The 19,107-nt window shown below is 68.2% G+C and carries 20 protein-coding genes; 6 read left to right on the forward strand and 14 right to left on the reverse strand.

The annotated features are described in order from the left end of the window. Positions 1–33 precede the first annotated feature (33 nt). Genes ACFWCK_RS13295 through ACFWCK_RS13305 form a run of 3 tightly spaced genes read left to right on the forward strand, consistent with a single transcriptional unit; the run spans position 34 to position 2,774 of the window. Positions 34–819 (forward strand): CPBP family intramembrane glutamic endopeptidase, encoded by a 786-nt coding sequence (locus ACFWCK_RS13295; RefSeq protein WP_378806281.1) that lies wholly within the window; start codon positions 34–36, stop codon positions 817–819. Positions 820–841: 22 nt separating this feature from the next. Next, the gene (locus tag ACFWCK_RS13300; protein ID WP_233312656.1) at positions 842–1,258 is read left to right on the forward strand and encodes a VOC family protein; all 417 of its coding nucleotides are present in this window, start codon (positions 842–844) and stop codon (positions 1,256–1,258) included. A 46-nt stretch (positions 1,259–1,304) separates the two neighbouring features. After that, positions 1,305–2,774, forward strand: a complete 1,470-nt coding sequence (locus tag ACFWCK_RS13305; protein ID WP_378806283.1) for a peptide MFS transporter — start codon at positions 1,305–1,307, stop codon at positions 2,772–2,774. A gap of 124 nt (positions 2,775–2,898) precedes the next feature. Here the strand turns inward: ACFWCK_RS13305 and ACFWCK_RS13310 are convergent, their stop codons facing one another. From ACFWCK_RS13310 to ACFWCK_RS13325, 4 genes are all read right to left on the reverse strand, one after another. Beyond that, positions 2,899–3,777, reverse strand: coding sequence for an NAD-dependent epimerase/dehydratase family protein (locus ACFWCK_RS13310; RefSeq protein ID WP_378806284.1), 879 nt, complete (start codon positions 3,775–3,777; stop codon positions 2,899–2,901). Positions 3,778–3,982: 205 nt separating this feature from the next. Next, the gene (locus ACFWCK_RS13315) at positions 3,983–4,375 is read right to left on the reverse strand and encodes a hypothetical protein (protein ID WP_378806285.1); all 393 of its coding nucleotides are present in this window, start codon (positions 4,373–4,375) and stop codon (positions 3,983–3,985) included. 182 nt (positions 4,376–4,557) lie between these two features. Next, entirely contained in the window at positions 4,558–6,525 is a 1,968-nt protein-coding gene (locus ACFWCK_RS13320) for a M13 family metallopeptidase (protein ID WP_378806286.1), read from the reverse strand. Between the two features lie 58 nt (positions 6,526–6,583). Next, entirely contained in the window at positions 6,584–7,012 is a 429-nt protein-coding gene (locus ACFWCK_RS13325; RefSeq protein ID WP_378806288.1) for an SRPBCC family protein, read from the reverse strand. Positions 7,013–7,193: 181 nt separating this feature from the next. Between ACFWCK_RS13325 and ACFWCK_RS13330 the strand changes: the two genes are divergently transcribed. Next, a complete protein-coding gene (locus ACFWCK_RS13330) occupies positions 7,194–8,864 on the forward strand; it encodes a GspE/PulE family protein (RefSeq protein ID WP_233312650.1) in 1,671 nt (556 codons plus the stop codon). A 26-nt stretch (positions 8,865–8,890) separates the two neighbouring features. Here ACFWCK_RS13330 and ACFWCK_RS13335 read toward each other — a convergent pair whose 3' ends face one another. From ACFWCK_RS13335 to ACFWCK_RS13380, 10 genes are all read right to left on the reverse strand, one after another. Then, on the reverse strand, positions 8,891–10,129 hold the full coding sequence (locus ACFWCK_RS13335; RefSeq protein WP_378806290.1) for a type II secretion system F family protein: 1,239 nt from the start codon (positions 10,127–10,129) through the stop codon (positions 8,891–8,893). Continuing rightward, positions 10,129–11,268: a type IV pilus twitching motility protein PilT gene (locus ACFWCK_RS13340; RefSeq protein ID WP_378806292.1), complete on the reverse strand. Its 1,140-nt coding sequence runs from the start codon at positions 11,266–11,268 to the stop codon at positions 10,129–10,131. The genes ACFWCK_RS13335 and ACFWCK_RS13340 overlap by 1 nt, the downstream gene beginning before the upstream one ends. Beyond that, complete coding sequence (locus tag ACFWCK_RS13345) at positions 11,265–12,047, reverse strand: hypothetical protein (protein WP_378806293.1); 783 nt, start codon at positions 12,045–12,047, stop codon at positions 11,265–11,267. The genes ACFWCK_RS13340 and ACFWCK_RS13345 overlap by 4 nt, the downstream gene beginning before the upstream one ends. Next, positions 12,044–12,706 (reverse strand): hypothetical protein, encoded by a 663-nt coding sequence (locus ACFWCK_RS13350; RefSeq protein WP_378806294.1) that lies wholly within the window; start codon positions 12,704–12,706, stop codon positions 12,044–12,046. Before ACFWCK_RS13350 ends, ACFWCK_RS13345 begins: the two co-directional genes overlap by 4 nt. Beyond that, a complete protein-coding gene (pilM, locus tag ACFWCK_RS13355) occupies positions 12,706–13,764 on the reverse strand; it encodes a pilus assembly protein PilM (protein ID WP_378806295.1) in 1,059 nt (352 codons plus the stop codon). Before pilM ends, ACFWCK_RS13350 begins: the two co-directional genes overlap by 1 nt. Positions 13,765–13,807: 43 nt before the next feature. Further along, a complete protein-coding gene (locus ACFWCK_RS13360) occupies positions 13,808–14,698 on the reverse strand; it encodes a prepilin peptidase (protein WP_378806297.1) in 891 nt (296 codons plus the stop codon). Then, positions 14,695–16,326 (reverse strand): hypothetical protein, encoded by a 1,632-nt coding sequence (locus ACFWCK_RS13365; RefSeq protein ID WP_378806298.1) that lies wholly within the window; start codon positions 16,324–16,326, stop codon positions 14,695–14,697. Before ACFWCK_RS13365 ends, ACFWCK_RS13360 begins: the two co-directional genes overlap by 4 nt. After that, positions 16,317–16,826 carry a hypothetical protein gene (locus ACFWCK_RS13370; RefSeq protein ID WP_378806300.1) on the reverse strand — a complete coding sequence of 170 codons (510 nt, stop codon included), beginning with the start codon at positions 16,824–16,826 and terminating at the stop codon, positions 16,317–16,319. The genes ACFWCK_RS13365 and ACFWCK_RS13370 overlap by 10 nt, the downstream gene beginning before the upstream one ends. A gap of 20 nt (positions 16,827–16,846) precedes the next feature. Further along, positions 16,847–17,263: a hypothetical protein gene (locus tag ACFWCK_RS13375; RefSeq protein WP_378806301.1), complete on the reverse strand. Its 417-nt coding sequence runs from the start codon at positions 17,261–17,263 to the stop codon at positions 16,847–16,849. Positions 17,264–17,332: 69 nt separating this feature from the next. Continuing rightward, positions 17,333–17,806 (reverse strand): type II secretion system protein, encoded by a 474-nt coding sequence (locus tag ACFWCK_RS13380; protein ID WP_378806303.1) that lies wholly within the window; start codon positions 17,804–17,806, stop codon positions 17,333–17,335. Between the two features lie 653 nt (positions 17,807–18,459). On the opposite strand from ACFWCK_RS13380, the gene ACFWCK_RS13385 reads away from it, so the two are divergent. Together ACFWCK_RS13385 and ACFWCK_RS13390 are read left to right on the forward strand one after the other, a co-directional pair. Beyond that, a complete protein-coding gene (locus tag ACFWCK_RS13385) occupies positions 18,460–18,843 on the forward strand; it encodes a hypothetical protein (protein WP_378806304.1) in 384 nt (127 codons plus the stop codon). Positions 18,844–18,858: 15 nt separating this feature from the next. Further along, the gene (locus ACFWCK_RS13390) at positions 18,859–19,029 is read left to right on the forward strand and encodes a hypothetical protein (protein WP_378806754.1); all 171 of its coding nucleotides are present in this window, start codon (positions 18,859–18,861) and stop codon (positions 19,027–19,029) included. Positions 19,030–19,107 lie beyond the last annotated feature (78 nt).

Raw genomic sequence — 19,107 nt, forward strand, 5'->3', positions numbered from 1 at the left:
CCCCGACGAGCTCCTCCCGAAAGGTCCGCATCGATGCGCATCACCCCTCGCCTCTGGATCGGCGTCCTCGTCTGGCTCGCCTACTCCCTCACCGTCTTCCTGGTGGGCCTTGCCACCGGCATCGGCTACCAGCACATGGGCGAGACCACCGCGACGCTGTGGGGTGGACCGGTGCTGTTCCTCGCTGCAGGAACGGTGCTACTGCTCGTCGCCGCCGGGGTGCTGGGCTGGTGGCGCCCCGCCCTGATCGAGCGGCCTCGTGCCCGCCACCGCTGGCCGATCGTCGCCCCGGCGATCATGGCGCTGGCCGCGCTGATCATCCTCAGCCTGGGCACCGACTGGTCGAAGATCGACGGCGGCTATCTCGCCGGGCTGCTGGCGCTCGGCGTGCTCGTCGGCTTCAACGAGGAGCTCACCACCCGCGGTCTGCTGCTCGTGGGCGTGCGCGCGCAGACGCGCGAGGTCTGGGTCTGGTTCATCACGAGCGCCCTGTTCGGTCTCATGCACATCACGAACGCGTTCTCCGGGCAGCCGTTGCTGCCGACCCTGCAGCAGGTCGGGCTGGCCTTCCTCGGCGGCACCGCGTTCTACATCGTGCGCCGCGTGACCGGCAGCCTGATCTGGGCCATGCTGCTGCATGGCATCTGGGACATCTCCTCGTTCGCGAGCGCGCACGCCCCTGGCACCTCCGCCATCGGCAGCATCGTCGGCCAGGTCGGTCTCGTGCTCGCGCTGGTGTTCGTGTTCTGGACGTTCCGCGATCGCGACGAGAAGGCTGCGCCGGCCGCCGCGAAGGCGCCCGCCGCCGCGAACGTCTGAGGCCGGTGGCACACTGACCCGCATGGAACAGCGCGTCAGCTTCATCACCCTCGCCGTCGCCGATGTCGCCCGCAGCAGGGCGTTCTATGTGGACGGCCTGGGGTGGCAGCCGATCTTCGAGGCCGACGAGGTGCTCATGCTCCCGGTGGCGGACCGGCTGATCCTGTCGCTGTGGAGCGTCGCCGGCTTCACCGCGGAGATCGGCGAACCACCGGCGCCGGGCGTCGCCCCGCTCACCCTGGCGCACAACCTGGCGAGTGAGGCCGAGGTCGACGCCGTGCTCGCCGAGGCCGCGGCCCTGGGCGCGCGAGTCGCCCCCGCCGTGCGCCGGGAGTGGGGCGGCTACTCCGGCTACTTCGCCGACCCCGACGGATTCCGCTGGGAGATCGCGATGAACCCCGGCGACACCGGAGCGTTCGTGCTCGGGACGGTGCGCTGACCCCGGACTTTCCGCGGCCTGCGCCGGCGCGGCTTACCCTGGAATGATGAGCACCGCACAGGAGACCGATAAGCACGGCGGCCACGACACCCGCTTCTTCGGGCAGCCATGGGCCCTCGCCCACCTGTTCGGGGTGGAGATGTGGGAGCGGTTCAGCTTCTACGGCATGCAGGGCATCCTGCTCATCTACCTGTACTACTCCGTCACCGACGGAGGGCTCGGGCTCGACAAGGGCATCGCCGGCGGCATCGTCGGCGCCTACGGCGGATCCGTCTATCTGGCCACGATCCTCGGCGCATGGGTCGCCGACCGGATCCTCGGGTCCGAGCGCACGCTGTTCTTCAGCGCGATCGTGATCATGGCGGGACACATCGCCCTCGCGCTGCTGCCGGGCGTCGTCGGCGTCGGCGTGGGCCTGGTCCTCGTCGCGATCGGATCCGGCGGGCTCAAGGCCAACGCCACCTCCGTGGTGGGCACCCTGTACTCGGCCGATGACCCGCGGCGCGACGCCGGCTTCTCACTGTTCTACCTGGGCATCAACCTCGGCGGCTTCTTCGGGCCGATCCTCACCGGCCTGCTGCAGTCGACCCTCGGCTTCCACTTCGGCTTCGGCCTCGCCGCGGTCGGCATGGCCGCCGGGCTCGTGCAGTACTCGTTCGGACGCCGGGGGCTGCCGGCCGAGGCCAGCCGCGTCGCGAACCCGCTGCCGCGCAGCCGCTACACGACGGCGATCGTCATCGCGATCGTCGGGATCCTGATCATCGCCGCGCTCGTGCTGACCGGCGTGATCACGGCGGCCAACCTCGCCACGGTCGTGATCATCGCGGCCACGGTCGCCGCGATCGCCTACTTCGCGGTGATCCTCACGAGCCGCCGCATCGACGCGACGGAGCGCTCCCGGGTGTGGGGCTTCCTACCGCTGTTCATCACGAGCGTGGCGTTCTGGTCGCTGTACCAGCAGCAGTTCACGGTGCTCACGGTGTACTCCGACGAGCGTCTGAACCGCGACCTGTTCGGCTGGGAGATGCCGGTGTCGTGGGTGCAGTCGATCAACCCCGTCTTCATCATCGTGCTGTCCGGCGTGTTCGCCGCGATCTGGACGAAGCTCGGCGCCCGCCAGCCGTCGACGCCGGTGAAGTTCGCACTCGGCGCGATCATCATGGGCGCGGCGTTCCTGCTGTTCCTGCCGTTCGCCGGCGGGGCCGCGAACTCGACCCCGCTGCTGGCGATCATCGGGATCCTGTTCGTGTTCACGGTCGCCGAGCTGCTGCTCTCGCCGATCGGCCTGTCCGCCGCGACCAAGCTCGCACCGGCCGCGTTCCACACGCAGATGGTGGCGCTGTTCTTCCTGTCCGTGTCGCTGGGCACCGCGATCTCGGGCTGGCTCGTGCAGTTCTACGACCCGCACAACGAGGTGCCGTACTTCTCGATCCTCGGCGGGATCGCGATCGTCGTCGGGATCGGACTGCTGGTGTCCGTCAAGCCTGTGCTCGCGTTGATGAGGGGCGTGCGCTGACCGCGGGCTGGCGCTGATCCGGGGCGCGCCCTCCCGTTTCGGGGCGCGCCCCGCCAGGATCCCCCGACCTGACGCGCCCCAAAACGGCGAAGTGCGCCCCGAACACGGCGCGAGTGCCCGGGGATCAGCCCTGGGCGACCACGCTCTCACCGAGATACTCCCCGGCGGCGAGCTGCTCCACGAGCGGTCGTGCGGTCGGGGTCCAGCCGAGCTCGGCACGCGCCTTCGCCCCCGAGGCCTGCTCGTCGAGGAGGAGCGCGTCGGCGAACGCCTCGCCGAGCCGCGCGCGCGTCTGCTCGACGCTCTCGGCGCGGATGCCCTCCGCCACGTCGGATCCTGACGCGATCGCCTCGCCGATCTCGCGGATCGTCGGGTTCTGCCCGGAGGCGCCGATGTAGGTCTCCCCCGCGTGGCCGTTCTCCAGCGCGAGCACGTACAGTGCGGCGAGGTCGTCGACGTCGACGCTGGTCCAGTGCTGGCTGCCGTCGCCGATCAGGAGCACTCCCCCGTCGGTCGCATCGGTGAGGATCCGGACCAGTCCGCCGCCGCGTCCGTAGACGGCGGCGGGCGCCACGACCAGGCCACGGACGCCGGAGGCGCCGAGCACCTTCGCCTCCCCCGCGCCGCGCCAGGCGGTGAGGGCCGGCCGGTCGAGAGGAGTCTGCTCCGTGATGTCGTCCGCCGTGCCGTAGCTCCAGATCCCGCCCGTGTGGACGAGCGGCTTGCCCGTGCCCTCGAGCGCGCCGAGCACGGCGTCGATGAATGCGGCGTCGCCCTCCGGGGTCGATGCCGTGTGGATGACGCCGTCCGCCGCGGCCGCCGCCTCGGCGACGAGCACGGCGTCGGTGACGTCGCCGATGAGGGCCGTCGCGCCGGCCTTCTCGACGGCACTCGCCTTCGCCTCATCTCGGACGAGGGCTGTCACGGAATGGCCCTCCGCGACGAGCCGGTCGAGGACGGAAGTGCCGATGTAGCCGGTCGCGCCGGTGAGAAGAACCTTCATGCCTTTCGCGAACGCATCGCGTGCGGGGTCGTATTCCCGCCGCCGAGCGCGCCGGCCGCCGACTGCACGGGTTCTCGCCGACCGCACAGCCTGTCAGCGCAGACCGCCCGTGCATCCGGCGCATTCCCTTGCGCCGGGTACGACACGGGGGCGGCTGGCCCGTGCAGGTCGCGGGAGCGGTCGCCGAACCCGGCTCCACCCGCGGTCAGCGCGTGATCGTGCGGCCGTCCGGGTCGCCAGGGCCGTGCGGACGCAGGCGTGCGGGGAGGGGCCATGTCAGCGTGTAGCGCTGCGTGGGCGGACGCTGCATGTCGCCGAAGTCATCGACCTTCACCGTGATCCGGCCTTCGCCCTCCGGAACGACCTCCACGATCTGCACCCGCAGCGGCCCCTCGTTCTCGCCGTCCAGGACCCACGGATCCGCGAGCCAGCGGATCCCGTGCTCCTCGAGCGCGGCCTCGGCGTCGAGCCAGTCGATCTCGCCGGTGAGTTCGCGCCCGAGCACGTCGACGGCGAGCCAGTCGGCGCCCTCGGGGCGGATCCAGCCCAGGAGTTCGCCGTCCTCACGGCGATGCGGGGTCCAGTCTGCGGGGATCATCCGGCGAGCCTAACCGACGCCGCGCGGACGGCGGCCGAGACCAAACGCCGTGCCCTCGCTGGAGACCGCGTTTCGTGTCGCTCGGCCTCCAGCCGTGCTCGCTCAACGTGCCCGAGAAGGACCCGAAACGACGAGCCCGCCCCGGCACAGGCCGGGGCGGGCATCACTTCACAGCAGGAGCGTCACCAGATCGTGACGCGCTCCTCGGGGGCGAGCCACAGTTTGTCCGCCTCGGTCACGTCGAACGCCTCGTAGAAGGCGTCGATGTTGCGCAGGATCTGGTTGCACCGGAACTCGTTGGGCGAGTGCGGGTCGATCGTGAGCAGGCGGATCGTCTCGGCCTCACGGCTCTTCTGCTGCCACACCTGCGCCCACGACAGCAGCAGGCGCTGCACGCCCGTGAACCCGTCGATGACCGGCGCCTCGGCCCCGCCGAGCGCGATCTCGTACGCCTTCAGCGCGATCCCGAGACCGCCGAGGTCGCCGATGTTCTCGCCGATCGTGAGGGCGCCGTTCACGTGGTGCTCGGCGCTCAGCCCCTCCGGAACCAACGCGTCGTACTGCTCGATCAGCGACTTCGTGCGCTCCTCGAACGCGGCGCGGTCCTCGTCGGTCCACCAGTCCTGCAGCTTGCCGTCCCCGTCGTAGCGGCTGCCCTGGTCGTCGAAGCCGTGCCCGATCTCGTGGCCGATGACGGATCCGATCCCGCCGTAGTTGGCCGCCGCATCGCGAGCCGCGTCGAAGAACGGATACTGCAGGATCGCCGCGGGGAACACGATCTCGTTCATCAGCGGGTTGTAGTACGCGTTCACCATCTGCGGCGGCATGAACCACTCGTCGCGATCGATCGGCTTGCCCACCTTACCGATCGTGCGGTCGTGCTCGAACTGCGCGGCGCGGCCGGCGTTGCCGATCAGATCGCCGGCGTCGACCGTCACGGTCGAGTAGTCGCGCCACACCTTGGGGTGCCCGATCTTCGGCGTGAACGTGTCGAGCTTGGCGAGGGCCTTCTCGCGCGTGGACGGGCTCATCCACTCGAGCGTGGTGATCGACTGCCGGTAGGCCTCCAGCAGATTGCCGATGAGCTCGTTCATCGCCGCCTCGGCCGCCGGCGGGTAGTGCCGCTCGACGTAGACCTTGCCGACCGCGTCGCCGAGCGCGCCCTCGACGAGCGAGACGCCGCGCTTCCAGCGCTCGCGGATCGTGGGGACGCCCGTGAGCTCCGTGCCGTAGAACGAGAAGTTCTCCTGCACGATGTCGTCGGTGAGGTACGCGGCGAGACCGTGCACGACCTTGGCACGCAGCCAGGCCTTCCAATCGTCCAGGCGATCCGCGGTGAGCAGGGATCCGAGCCCTTCGAAGAAGCTCGGCTGGTACACGACGGCCTCCGCGAAGGCGTCGGATCCGGCCGGGCCGGCGACGGCATCCCGCCACGAGGCGAGGTCGACGCCGACGAGCGTCTGGAACTCGTCCCAGGACTTCAGGTTGTACGTCTTGACCGCGTCGCGGCTCTCCACGTTGTCCCAGTGGTGCCCGGCGATGTCGTGCTCGAGCGCGAAGGCGCGGTCGGCCTGCCCTGCCGCGTCCGCGACGCCGGCGAGGGCCAGGATGCGCTCGAGGTGCGCGCGGTAGGCGGCGCGTGTGCCCTCGAAGCTGTCCAGGCGGTAGTAGCTCTCGTCGGGCAGTGAGATGCCCGCCTGCACCACGAACGGCACGTAGCGCTCGGGGTCGCCCGGGTCCGGCTCCACGAACACGCCGATCAGCGCGGCGATGCCCTGGCGGTCGAAGGATCCGACCGTCGCGAGGAACTCGTCGATCGAGGTGATCGCGTCGACCGCGGCGAGCGGCGCGGCCAGAGGAGCGGTGCCGAGGGCGGCGATGCGCTCGGTGTCCATGAAGCTCGCGTACAGGTCGCCGATCTTGCGCGCCTCGGTGCCGGGCTCGGCGCCCTGCGACTCCTCGATGATCGCGCGCACGTCCTTCTCGGACTGATCGGCGAGGAGGTGGAAGGATCCCCAGCGCGCCTTGTCGGCGGGGATCTCGGTGGTGGACAGGAACGTGTGGTTCACGTGCCGGTAGAGGTCGTCCTGAGGGCGAATCGCGGGGTCGAAGTCGCCGGTGGCGAGCCCGGAGGGAAGAACGTCGGTCATGAGGCCCAGCCTATGCGGACGCGTCGACATCGGGCAGGCAGGATGTCGCCCGCGGACATCAGGACTCGAGGAGCGCCTTCGCCTTGTCGAGGGCGGCCATCTCGCCGTCCATGCTCTTCTGCACGGGCCCGCCCATGAGCAGCTTCTTGAGGCCGCGCAGCTCGACCGACAGCTCGAAGGTGACGAGCGAGCCGCTCGGGACCTCGGCGAACGTGTAGCTGCCGAGGGGGCGCACCGGGCCCGCGATCGTGGCGAACGCGTATCGGCTCGGCACGGTGTACTCGGTGATCCGGATGTCGGCGCCGATGGGCCGGCCGCCGGGGCCCGCGATCACCTGGTGCACCGTCGCACCCACCGCCGGCTGCCCCTCCGCCCGCATCTCGGTGACACCGCCGCGCCAGGTCGGATCCTTGCTCGGATCGGTGAAGAAGGCGAAGACAGTCTCGATGGGTGCGGCGATCTCGATCGTCCGGGATGCGGTGGGCATGAGCCGATTATCGTGCGTCGCAGCGTCCACCGGAAGACACCGCACACCGCCCGGGGCTACGCCGCGATGGCCGCGGACGGCGTCCGCCCGGTGAACCGGAATATCGCTCTGTCGCGGCGAACCGCGCGGCCCTAGGATGAGCATTGGAGCGGCGTCTGGGGCGTCGCGGGATGGGGATCCCATGCGTGGTCTGGGGCAGATGCTCGTGCTGACCGGCGCTGCGCGCGCCGAGGATGTGAACTCCGCGATGTCCGCGGTGGGCGACGGAGACGCCTTGCCCGACTACCTGCTGCGGCACGGCCTGGTGAGCGAGGTGCAGCTGGCCGAGGCCGTCTCGGTCGCGACGAGCACGCCGTACGTCGATCTCGGCTCGTACCCGCTGGATCCCGAGGTCATCGCGCTCGTGCCGGGTGTGATGTGCCGGCGCTACCGGCTGCTGCCGCTGCGGCAGTACCGCGACCAGCTGACCGTGGCGATGCTGGATCCGACCGACATCATCGCGCTCGACGACGTGGCCAGCATCACGGATCTGCGGGTGAGCCCGGTCGTGGTCACCGGCGAGGCGCTGAACCAGGCGTTCGAGCGGTTCCTGCGCTCGGATGAGGAGCTCACCGACCTGTCCGAGCAGATCGGCGAGGCATCCGGATCCTCCTCGCACATCGTCTTCACGGAGCAGCTCGACGATCAGGACGCCGATGCGCCCGTCGTGCGGTTCGTGAACCTGCTCATCACGCAGGCCATCAACGACCGTGCGAGCGACATCCACATCGAACCCGGCGAGCACCGGCTCACGGTGCGGTTCCGCATCGACGGCGTCCTGCACGAGATGCAGCGCGCCGACCGCAGCATCCAGGACGGCGTCATCTCGCGATTGAAGATCATGTCGTCGATCGACATCGCCGAGAAGCGGGTGCCGCAGGACGGCCGCATCTCGGTGCTGCACGAGGGGCGCAGCGTCGACCTGCGCGTGGCCACGCTGCCGACGGTGTGGGGCGAGAAGATCGTGATGCGCATCCTCGACAACAGCGGCCAGGTGATGCTGATGTCGGATCTGCTGTTCTCGGAGACCAACGCCGAGCGCTTCACGCAGGCGATCTCCCGCCCGCACGGCATGGTGCTGGTGACCGGACCGACCGGATCCGGCAAGTCCACGACGCTGTACACGGCGCTGCGGGCCGTGGCGAATCCGCGCGTGAACGTGATCACGGTCGAGGATCCCGTCGAGTACCGGATCCCGGACATCAACCAGATCCAGGTCAACCCGCGCGCCGGGCTCACGTTCGCGACAGCGCTGCGGTCGATCCTGCGCGCCGATCCGGATGTGGTGCTGGTCGGTGAGATCCGCGACCGCGAGACGGCGGCGATCTCGATCGAGGCCGCCCTGACCGGCCACCTCGTGCTGTCGACCCTGCACACCAACGACGCCCCGAGCGCGCTGACCCGGCTGGTCGAGATCGGCACCGAGCCCTTCCTCGTGGCGACGGCGCTGAGCGCGGTGATCGCGCAGCGGCTCGCGCGCCGGCTGTGCACCAAGTGCCGCCAGCCGATCGACGACGACCGGGCGATGCTCGAGGCCGTCGGCATGCCGCTCGACCTCATCGACGACGCCACCGTGTTCCGCGCCGTGGGGTGCACGGCGTGTTCCAGCACCGGCTATCGCGGCCGGGTCGCGCTGCATGAGGCGATGGAGGTCACCGACCGCATCGAGCAGGCGCTCGTGGGCCGCGCGACGGGCGGCGAGCTGCGCGAGATCTCCCTGGAGCAGGGGATGATCCCGCTGCGCGACGACGGCTGGGCCAAGGTCGCTCAGGGCATCACAACGATCGAAGAGGTGCTGCGCGTCTCGGTGTGACGCCCGGCGGCGTGCACCGAGCTCGCTCAGTGCTGCTTGGCCAGGTCTCCGTAGAGGGTGAAGATCGGCAGGTAGAGCGAGATCACCATGCCGCCGATGACGACGCCGAGGCCGACGATCAGCACGGGTTCGATGAGCGACGACAGCTGCTCGGTGGCGGTCTCGACCTCGTCCTCGTAGAAGTCGGCGATGCTGGCGAGCATCTCGGCGAGCGTGCCCGACTCCTCACCGACCGCGACCATCTGCGACACCATGGGCGGGAACACCTCGGCCGCGGCCAGCGGCGCCGCGAACGAGCGCCCGCCGCGGATCGACTCCTGGATGTCGCGCACGGTCTGCTCGATCTTCCAGTTGTTCGACGCCTGGCCGACGATCGACAGCGCCTGGATGATCGGCACGCCCGCGTCGAGCATCATGGACAGGTTGCGGGTGAAGCGCGCCACGGCCATCTTGGTCAGCAGCTTGCCGAAGATCGGCAGCTTCAGCAGGAACGGATCCACCACCTTGCGGTAGGCATCGGTGTAGCGGTTGCGGGCCCACCAGATCCACACGATGATCGCGACCACCGCGAGCGACGGCAGGATCCAGACCATGTGCTCCGAGATCGTCACCAGGATCTGCGTGGGTAGAGGCAGGGCTGCCCCAAGACCGGCGAACATGTCCTTGAACACGGGTACGACGAACGTCAGCATCGCGAGAACGCCCAGGATCGCGACGATCAGTACCACCAGCGGATAGGTCGTGGCGGAGCGTATCTTCGCGTGCAGGTCGGCCTGCTTCTGATAGGTCTCGGCGATCGAGTCGAGTGCCTTGCCGAGAAACCCGCCCGCCTCGCCGACGCGGATGATCGACACCATGAGCGGCGGGAACACCTGCGGATGCCGGGCCATCGACACGGACAGCGAGGATCCGGACTCGACGTCGGTCTGCACGATGACCAGCACCTGCTGCAGCTTCTTGTCGTCGGCCTGCTCAGCGAGCACGGTGAGGGTGCGCAGCAGCGGCAGCCCGGCGTTGATGAGCGCCGCCATCTGCCGGGAGAAGATCGCGAGCGTCTTGGCCGGAACACTCTTGCGCAATGACGGCAGCGTGATCTCGCGGTGCAGCCCCGTCCTCGCGACCGGCGCGACACGCAGCGGGGTCAGCCCCTGCGCCTTCAGCCTTGCGGCGACCGCACTGTCGCTGGACGCGTCCATCGAACCCTTGACCGTTTGCGCCGTCGCCGGGTCCAGCGCCTGGTATTCGTACTCCTGTACCCCGGCCATCAGGATCCCCATTCCTCGAGCTGCGCGCCGGCCGCGAACGTCGACCACGACTCCGCGTCCAGGTCGGCGGGCTGCACATGCACGCCGTCGATCGACTTCGGATCGACCGCGAAGGTGCGCGCCACGTGCGCGGCGATGAGCCCCTCACCGACCAGGCGGCGCAGGTCCTGGTCGAGCGTGTGCATGCCGACGGACTGCCCCGCCTGCATCGTCGAGTACAGCTGCGACACCTGCCCCTCCCTAATGAGGTTCGCGACCGCAGGCGTATTGATGAGCACCTCGGTCGCGATCGTGCGGCCCGCGGTCTGCGCGCGCGGCAGCAGGGTCTGGCTGATGATGCCCTGCAGGGTGTCGCCGAGCTGAGTGCGGATCTGGTGCTGCTGATCGGCCGGGAACACGTCGACGATGCGGTTCACCGACTTCGCCGCGCCCTGGGTGTGCAGTGTCGAGAGCACCAGGTGGCCGGTCTCGGCGGCGGACAGGGCAGTGGAGATCGACTCCGGGTCGCGCAGCTCTCCGACCAGGATCACGTCGGGGTCCTGCCGCAGCACCCGACGCAGGGCTTCAGCGAACGACGCCGTGTCGGACCCGACCTCACGCTGGTGGATGAGCGCGCGGTTGCTGGTGTGATGGAACTCGATCGGATCCTCGATGGTGACGACGTGCACGGGCCGGGTGTTGTTGACGATGTCGACCATTGCAGTCAGCGTCGTCGACTTGCCGGATCCGGTAGGACCGGTGAGCAGCACGAGACCGCGAGGGCGCAGGGCGAGATCGCTTGCGATGGCCGGGGCGCCGAGTTCTTCCAGACTGAACACCCTGTCGGGGATGTAGCGCAGCGCCATGGCGATGTCGCCGAGCTGACGGAACACGTTCACGCGGAAACGCCCGATGCTCTCCGCCGCGTGCGCGAGGTCGACCTCATGATTCGTGGCGAATTCCTCCCGCTGTGCGGGCGTCATGAGCTCGTACGCGGCGCCTTCGACCCAATCTGCGCTGAGCGGATTCTCATGCCGCGGCACCGCGACGAGGTCGCCGTCGACGCGCATGAGCGGGGCGGTGCCTGCCGTGATGTGCACGTCGCTCGCCCCCGCACGGGCGCCGATCGCGAGGATGCGCGTGAGCTCGGTAGCGCTCATTTCGAGGCACCTGCTGTCGGAACCGCCGTGAGGAACGCCAGGAGGTCGACACGGATCTCGAGTCCGCCGTTGCCGGGGGTGAGCGTGGCCTTGTCCACCGCGAGCAGGCGAGCGGATGCGCGCAGCCCGTCCAGGAACGCCTGGGCTGCGACCTCATCCGGGACGCTCGCGACCACGGAGACCGGGATCTGTTCCCGCGTCGCAGTTGCCGCCCCGGCTCCGGTAGTGGGCGCGCTCGTTCCGGTCTGCACGGCGGCGCCTGCCCCTGCTTGAGAAGTCTGGGCCGCGTTGGCGTCAGCCTGTGCAGCGACGTTCTTCGCGTCGCCGACCGCCCCCGTCCCGGTCGTCGTCTGGGGCGTGGGTTGCGGCTGCGGAGCGGCCTGAGCCTTCTGCTGCGCTGCAGCGCCCGGTCCCGCGGGCACAGGCGCGGGGCGAGAGGCGAAGACGGCGAGGTCGCCGCGGGTGGCGCTGGTGAGCGTCGCGCCCGACGCCTGCGCCGACGCGGCGATGACGTCGAACACCTGGTCGAGTTCGGGCGAGGCGGGGATCTGGCCGCGCAGCGCATCGACCGACGCGTCGATCTCGCTCTTACGCTGTTTCTGCTTCTGCAATTCCGCGATCTGCGCCTGGTACGCGGCGTTCGTGGAGGCGACCTGGCTCGTGCTGCCCAGCGCGGTGAACGACTGGCCGACCAGCGGCAGCACGCCGAAGACGACGGCGAGCACCACGATCGCAATCGAGACGAGAGCTCCGATAAGAGTGATCAGCTGCTTGCTCATTTCGCGGCCCCCTCGCTGAACTGGCCCGAGTACACCGTCTGGTTGAAGGTGATGTCGATCGTGTACTTGTACCGACCTGGGGACTGCTGGCTGGCGGTATTCGCGCTGCCATCGGCGGCGAGAACCCCATCTACGCCGCGCAGTGTACGTACCAGGGCACCGAGGTCGATCGCATTCGGGCTGTCGATGGTCAACGTACCTGTCAGCCCGACTGCCTTCTTCGCTGCGTCCTTGTCCTTCGTCGCCGCGTCGGGCGCCGCCCCGGGAGTGAGCTCGAATCCGGTCACCGCGGTCTCCGGCGGGAGGGCTCCGCGCACCCGGTCCAGGACTCCGCTCCACATGAGATCGGATCCCATCGCCTGGCTTCGGAACGCATTCAGCTCGCTCTCGGTCGCAAGGGCGCTGCTGACCTCGTTCAACTGCCCGATCTGGCCGATCAGCTGCGTCGAACGCGACTGCTCCGCGGCGAGCTGCTGCTGCGTGAACTGGTTCCAAGCGAACGCTGCTCCGATCAACAGCACGGCGAGCAGGACGGCGAGCAGGCCCACCCGCACCCAAGCGGCGGAGAGCTTCTCGCGTTCCCGGCGATCGATCTCGGAGCGGGGCAGCAGGTCGACCCGGGGCGCACCACCCGGGGCCGCGGCGACGATGCGGGCCATCAGCGGTCCTTTCCAAGGGCGAGGCCGGCGGTGCTCACGAGGTCGAGCGCGAGCTCACCGGTGGGTTCGGCACCGCGCGCCGGAATGAGGTTCTGCAGAGTGAACGTGCGCACCGGCATCTCGACGGCCTCTGCGAGGCCGGACGCGACGCCGTCGACGGCGGATCCGGCGCCACTGAGCAGCACCTGCTCGATCGGCGGCGAACCCGGCTTGTTCAGATAGAACGCGAGGGTGCTCCGCATCCGTCCGATCACGTCGACCACGGGGCGCAGCGCGACGTCCACGCGGAGCGAGCCGCGAGCCACGATCCCCGCGGTCCCGGTGAGATCATCGGTGAACACCCGGGTCGGGTCCACCGCTCCGTCCGTGATGAACGTGCCGTCTCCGATTCCATCAGGGGCGAGCATCTGCGACGCTCGGCGCCGCACGGCGCCGGTCTCGAGGTCGACGGGCGTGATCCGGACGAAGTCGGGGATGCCGTCGCGCAGGATCACGATCTGCGTGGTGTGGTCGCCGATGTGGATCGCGGCGGTCGTGCCCGTTGGTGCGACAAGCGCGGCGGACCGAGCAAGCCCGAAGGCGGCGAGGTCGACGCCGTCGATCCGGATCTTTGCACGCGCGAAAGCGCCGATCATCGCTTCGACGGTGTCGGAGACGGCAGCCACGAGCAGGCCGTGCAGCTGATCGCCCTGCTGCGAGATCGGGTAGTAGTCGAGAACCGCCTGGGCGACCGGGACCGGAAGCAGATCCTGCACCTGGAACGGCAGCGCCTGCCGCAACAGGTCGGGAGCCATTGCCGTGGTGGTGTGCTCGCGCACCAGGACACGCCTGCTCGCGATGCCGAGCGTGGCGGATCTCGATTTGATGCCGGCCGTCCGCCAGAGCTGCTGGATCGCGAATGCGACGGCGCCCTGGTCGAGCACCTCCGAATCATGTGCGGCATCGGGCGGCAGTGCGACCTCACCGAAGGCGGTCACCTGCGGTTGGCGTTCATTGCTCACCTCGACGGCGCGCACACTCTCTTCGGTGATCTCGACACCGACGTGACTCTTGGCCATTTCTCTCCCCAAGCCCTCAGTGCTGTTCCTGCCCCACGCAGACTCAGCTCAGTCCCAGCATTCCGACATACCAGCGCCCGACGGGTTCACCCACTGCGATCCCAGCCCAGGCACCCGCGATCATCCACGGCCCGAACGGGATCGCCGTCTTGCGTTTCGCTCGGCGGAGCAGGATCAGCCCGATCCCGAACAGTCCGCCGAACACGAAGGCTGCGAAGGCTCCGACCATGAGTGTCGCCCAACCGCACCAGCCGAGGTACAGGCCCACCAGCGCGGCGAGCTTGACGTCGCCGCCCCCCATCGCGCGCGGGCTGATCACCCGCACGATGAAGTAGAAGGCGTAGAGGATCGCCCCACTGGCGATGGCCCGCAGGAACGTTCCCCAGCCGGCCGCTGAGCTTGTCGAAGCACCGATCGCTGCGGCAAACGCCAACAGCACGATCCCGACGACGATGCTCGGCAGAACGATCACGTTCGGCAGCCGCTTCGTGTCGAGATCGATGAGGGTCAGCACGACCGAGACCGCCGAGAAGTAGAGGAACGCGACGAGCACGATCCAGAACACCGGATCCGCGACCGCCGCCCAAACGGAATCGTCGAGCGGTACTCCGCCGTGGTCGTTGAGCGAGCGAAGCGAGACGAAACGCCCCGCTACCGCCCCCCATGTCACCGCAACGAACACCACTCCCGTCAGCGCCTCGACGATCGCATACCGACCGCTGATCGGAGCAGCGCAGTTCGCGCATCTGCCCCGCAGAATCAACCACGACAGCACAGGCACGTTCTGCCACCAGCGGATCGGCGTATCGCATTCGGGGCACCGGCTCTCCCGCATCAGCGAGATCCCCGCCGGCACGCGATACGCGACCACGTTGAGGAAGGACCCGATGACGAGCCCGAACAGGCCAGCGAAGACGAGGAGGAAGGCGATCATGGCGCGACCTCCTGCTCGGAGGTCAGGGTCGGCGGCAGAATGGTCGTGATCGTGGATCCAGGCGAGCTGACGGACGTCGCCACCTTGCAACCAAGGTCGATGACCGGGCTCCACGTCATCGGCGTACACGTGAAGTCGGGGTGCACCCAATGGGAGCTACCGTCGTTGTTGGCGTAGTACTGGCCCTGGAAGATCAGTCCATTCTGCGAACTGTTGTTGAGGCCGCAGGGCGTATAGAACATGAGTCGCGCCTGCACCGTGCTCGGCAGATTCAACGCGTCACTCGCCGACCCGGATCCGCAACTGGGCGCGGTGTCGTTGAGGTTCGCATCAGCATGGATGAAGAGCAGCTGAGGTGCGGTCGCGAGCGATGATGCGCTCGAGGTGAGCGGCCCGGAGACGTTGACGTTCATCGGCGACCCGGAGGCGATCAGCATGACGGCATCGTTCACGAGCGCAGTGGATCCGATGTTCACCGTGACGGTACCCGTGCAGGAGCTGAAGTCGACTCCGATACGCGTGTTGGGAGCGGTCGGCGCGGCGGTGAGCAGACCGGTGATGCTCGCGCCGTTGCACGGCCCGGTCGCCCACTGGATGTTCGACCCCCAAGCTGCACGTGCCGAGCCGAGATTGCGCCACGTGGTCATTGCGGTCACCGCGACGAGGGTCGGGTTCGTGCGATTGGTGCCGGGCTTCGCCGCAGGCGCTCCGCAGAGCGAGGCGTTTGCCGCCGGCGTCGGACTGGTCGAGCAGTTGGCGACGCTCTGTGCGGGCTTTCCGACCGTGCCGGCGCCGCTGAAGGCCTTCCCGATCGAGTAGCCACCGAGGATCACGGGCTTGTTGCCGAGGGTGAACGTGCCGTCGGCGTACACGAACCCTGACGTCGGGACGGCGGAGTCCCCGAGCGAGAAGCCATTGGCCACGAGGTTGACGTTGCCCGCGGTGATCAGGTTGCCCTTCACTGTCGCCGCGTTTCCGCCGCTGGCCGTGATGTCGCCCAGCGCGTAGACGTTGCCGTTGACGGTGCAGTTCGCGCTGAGATCGACGGCGCCGTTGGGCACCCAGAGGTCGCCCGTGATCACGGAGGACGAGTTGCAGCTGTAGTTGCCGCTGCGGATCACCAGATCGCCGGTGTAGTTGGCGTGGGTGGCGAGGAACGACCCGTCGAAGTACGACATCGTCCCGCCCGGGGTGTTCGAGAGGGAAACCGGTCGCTGGTAGAGAGCGACGATCTTCGTCGCCGAGCCGTCGGGCCCCTTGCCGCTGGCCGTGATCTGAATCGTCGACGCCGCCGTCGTACTCAGGCACGCGTCGGTGAGATGGTCCTTGTCAGGCCCGAACAGCGCGCTGACCGAGTAGTAGAGGGGCGCGGAGCCCGCATCCGCGATCGACTTCACGCATGGATTGGCCAGCACGGTCGCGAGCATCTGATCGCGACCCGATTCAGCCGCCACGAATGCCTGGGTGGTGCTCTTGTTCTTCGCGTTCGATTGGATCGTGAACATCACGGTGGCGGCCACCAGCACGGCAGCGACGACGCCCACAACCATGACGATGAGCACGGCGACCAGGGCCGCCCCGCGTTCGTCGCGACGAGCGGCTTCGAGTCGATCTCGGATCACCAGCATGGGCTGAGGCTTCCTGCTGCGGAATTGCGCATATAGGCGGTGCCCTGGAAATGCACGGGCGCCGCGACAGTCTGTGCTCCCGACTTGCTGAGCGCATCGAAGTTGTAGGCGATGCTGTTGCCGTTTTTGGAGGCGAACGCTCCTGAACCGGCAGTGACATCGGTCTGCCACAGAGGCCACCCGGAGGGGACAGCCGGCGAGGAGGAGACCGACATGTGCAGGCCGTCCGCAGCAAGCTGAAACGCCTGGCATTGGAGCCCACCGCTGAGTGCCGTGTTGACCCGGATCGTGGATCCGTCAGCCGAGACGTCGAAGGCCACAGCATTGCGCATCGCTCGCTCCATTTCAGAGGCGACGAGCTGCCCGCGGGCCGTCGCCTGGCTTTGCGCCGAGACGGCCACCTGGGACCGCCAAATGTTGCTGAAGAGTGTTCCCAGCACGAGGCTGACGACGCCAAGGATGGCGACGACCACCACCAACTCGATCAGGGAGATACCCATGTCATCTTCTGATGGAGAAGTCATGGCGACGTCACCGGATCCGGCGGGATGATCACGAGCGCATCTGCTGTCGCCAGAGTGTTGCCGCTCTGTGTGGCCGTCAAGTGGATCGAGACCGTCGCCCCCTTGTTGCACGATCCGATTGCCGCCTGTGTCGCGTAGCTATTGCCGTGACCGTCGAGGAACGAGCGGGGAGACGCTGCCGTGCCGAGGATCGAGCCCATGGTTCCGCAATCAGGGCTCTGCCGCACCTGGTCGATGAGTCCGTTGAGCTGCCGGGTGGCCGTGGCCACCGATGACTGCTGCGCGGAGAAGCGCAGTCCATTCACAAGGGCAGGAAGGATCGAGACGGCGATCAGCGCGAGAAGGAACATCGCAATGACCACCTCGACGAGGCCGAGTCCGTCCTCGGTGCCCTCATTACCCTGGTTCGTCATCGTTCTCCGCCCCCCAGATCGCGCTCGGCCCCGGAGCTCCCCGCCCCGGAGCCGAGCAGGACAGTTATGTCAAGGGCAACCGGGCCCGGCTTTTCCGGTGACACCGCCCGTGGTGGATCCCGCGCCCGCTGCGGAAACGCAGAAGCCGTCGAGGGTCAACGGCCCGGCGACGGTGACCGTCGAGTTGCCGGACGAGTTGTACACAGTGCTGGGCACCGCCCCGGCGGCCGTGATCGTCGGCGTCGTCTTCGCCAGATCCGCGGCAACAGCCGACGCGGCACTCGCGGCGATCGACTTCAGAGAGTTGTCCTTCGCCTGCTGTTGAATCCCAGCGAAGATCGGAATCGCGATCGCGACCAGGATGCCGAGGATCACCACGACGATGATCAATTCGATGAGTGAGAAGCCGGCTTCTTCGCCCTCTTCCCGTGCCTTCTTCTTCGCCTCGAGGGCGCGCTGAATAGCGAGCATTGCTTGTCCCCATTCCAGAGAGTCGTTTCGGGTTAAAACGCACTCTGCGAACCGGCGCGTCCCCTGCGCCAACGAACAAGCTCCGGATGGTTCCGGTCCCCAGATTCGGAGTCGAGCTGTCCCATAGCTCTCGTCCTGGACAAAGGATGGACCCAACGGGGCACCGACGCAAGACCTATGTCGAAACCGCTATTTCGGGATACCGAGACGCAGCGGGGCTCCGGAGTCCCACGAGGCACAACCGATCTCCATGGTGTGCGCCCGCCGGACTACCGCTAGGGTGCTCCCCATGGACTTCTGGGGAGTTCTCCGTACGGCCGAAGCTGGGTATCTGTACGCCGGGGCAGTGCTGGGCGCGCTGGTCACGCTCGCCGTCTTCGTCATTGTCAACGCGATCGTTCGCGACTCCCCGGCGCGTCGGATCCGTCGCGCCGAGCGCGCGAAACGTCGCCTCGATCGTGCCGTGAGATCGGCCGCACGCCACGGCATCGTGCCGCATCCGGCGCCGCAGACGCCGCGGCCATTCTCCGGTCGGGTCGGCAACGTCGGCCGCCTGGATCGCACTGGCTTCGTGGATCCGGGACCGCGGCAGCCGGGTCCTCGCGATTGGGCCCCGGACGGGCGCTGAGCTTCCGCCACCCGACACAACCGGCTCCACCACAACAGAACGTCGCGAGCCCACCGTGCTCGCAGGCACGATTGGGAAATCTCACTGGGGAGAGAACATGCCTGTGATGTCGCATCGACTGCCGCCGCGGGGGAGTCTTGTCGGATTCATCGCGCTCGTGCTGGTGGTCCTCGGCGCGATCGCGGTTGCAGCGTCGTTCTTCCTGCCCGCTGTCGCACACCTCAACGGGGTGTCGATCGTCCTCTACGTTGCGGGAGCGTTCGTGCTGGCTGCGTTCGTGTTGGCGATCATCGGGCTGACTCGCTGGGGTGAACCGAAGGCGACATCCATGGTCGCACTCGTTCTGAGCGTGCTCGTTGCCGGCACTTGTTTGGTGAGCCCGAACATTCTCATTCAGAGGAACGAAGCCCAGTTCCTGGCCACGGTTCGCCCGAACGTTCAGACCGACGTCAGCGATGCGAAACTCGTCGCGCTGGGCTAGACCGTCTGCGACAAGCTGAGGACAGGCGCAGGCGGAGAGGACTTCATCGGACTTTTCTTGTTCTCCCGCATGGATCCCAAGGACCTGGGTTTCGTTGCCGGTGCAGCCGTGCGTCATCTGTGCCCGGACCAGGCGGACGCCGCACAGAAGTTGGCCACGTTGTACGCGCCGAGCGTAGGAGAGTAAGCGCCCGAATCGGGCAATGAGCACGCGATGACCCCGGCGCCCCTCTGTCGTTCGCCAGATCCGACGCATGTATCACCG

The sequence above is a fragment of the Microbacterium sp. NPDC060117 genome, assembly GCF_042729315.1.
In the GTDB taxonomy this organism is placed as follows: Bacteria; Actinomycetota; Actinomycetes; order Actinomycetales; family Microbacteriaceae; genus Microbacterium.

Coding starts and splice junctions, on each gene's coding strand:
- ACFWCK_RS13295 (WP_378806281.1), top strand. CDS start 34: ATGCGCATCACCCCTCGCCTCTGGATCGGCGTCCTCGTCTGGCTCGCC.
- ACFWCK_RS13310 (WP_378806284.1), bottom strand. CDS start 3,777: ATGAAGGTTCTTCTCACCGGCGCGACCGGCTACATCGGCACTTCCGTC.
- ACFWCK_RS13350 (WP_378806294.1), bottom strand. CDS start 12,706: ATGGCCCGCATCGTCGCCGCGGCCCCGGGTGGTGCGCCCCGGGTCGAC.
- ACFWCK_RS13340 (WP_378806292.1), bottom strand. CDS start 11,268: ATGAGCGCTACCGAGCTCACGCGCATCCTCGCGATCGGCGCCCGTGCG.
- ACFWCK_RS13365 (WP_378806298.1), bottom strand. CDS start 16,326: ATGCTGGTGATCCGAGATCGACTCGAAGCCGCTCGTCGCGACGAACGC.
- ACFWCK_RS13345 (WP_378806293.1), bottom strand. CDS start 12,047: ATGAGCAAGCAGCTGATCACTCTTATCGGAGCTCTCGTCTCGATTGCG.
- ACFWCK_RS13320 (WP_378806286.1), bottom strand. CDS start 6,525: ATGACCGACGTTCTTCCCTCCGGGCTCGCCACCGGCGACTTCGACCCC.
- ACFWCK_RS13335 (WP_378806290.1), bottom strand. CDS start 10,129: ATGGCCGGGGTACAGGAGTACGAATACCAGGCGCTGGACCCGGCGACG.
- ACFWCK_RS13325 (WP_378806288.1), bottom strand. CDS start 7,012: ATGCCCACCGCATCCCGGACGATCGAGATCGCCGCACCCATCGAGACT.
- pilM (WP_378806295.1), bottom strand. CDS start 13,764: ATGGCCAAGAGTCACGTCGGTGTCGAGATCACCGAAGAGAGTGTGCGC.
- ACFWCK_RS13315 (WP_378806285.1), bottom strand. CDS start 4,375: ATGATCCCCGCAGACTGGACCCCGCATCGCCGTGAGGACGGCGAACTC.
- ACFWCK_RS13370 (WP_378806300.1), bottom strand. CDS start 16,826: ATGGGTATCTCCCTGATCGAGTTGGTGGTGGTCGTCGCCATCCTTGGC.
- ACFWCK_RS13375 (WP_378806301.1), bottom strand. CDS start 17,263: ATGACGAACCAGGGTAATGAGGGCACCGAGGACGGACTCGGCCTCGTC.
- ACFWCK_RS13385 (WP_378806304.1), top strand. CDS start 18,460: ATGCCTGTGATGTCGCATCGACTGCCGCCGCGGGGGAGTCTTGTCGGA.
- ACFWCK_RS13300 (WP_233312656.1), top strand. CDS start 842: ATGGAACAGCGCGTCAGCTTCATCACCCTCGCCGTCGCCGATGTCGCC.
- ACFWCK_RS13360 (WP_378806297.1), bottom strand. CDS start 14,698: ATGATCGCCTTCCTCCTCGTCTTCGCTGGCCTGTTCGGGCTCGTCATC.
- ACFWCK_RS13305 (WP_378806283.1), top strand. CDS start 1,305: ATGAGCACCGCACAGGAGACCGATAAGCACGGCGGCCACGACACCCGC.
- ACFWCK_RS13330 (WP_233312650.1), top strand. CDS start 7,194: ATGCGTGGTCTGGGGCAGATGCTCGTGCTGACCGGCGCTGCGCGCGCC.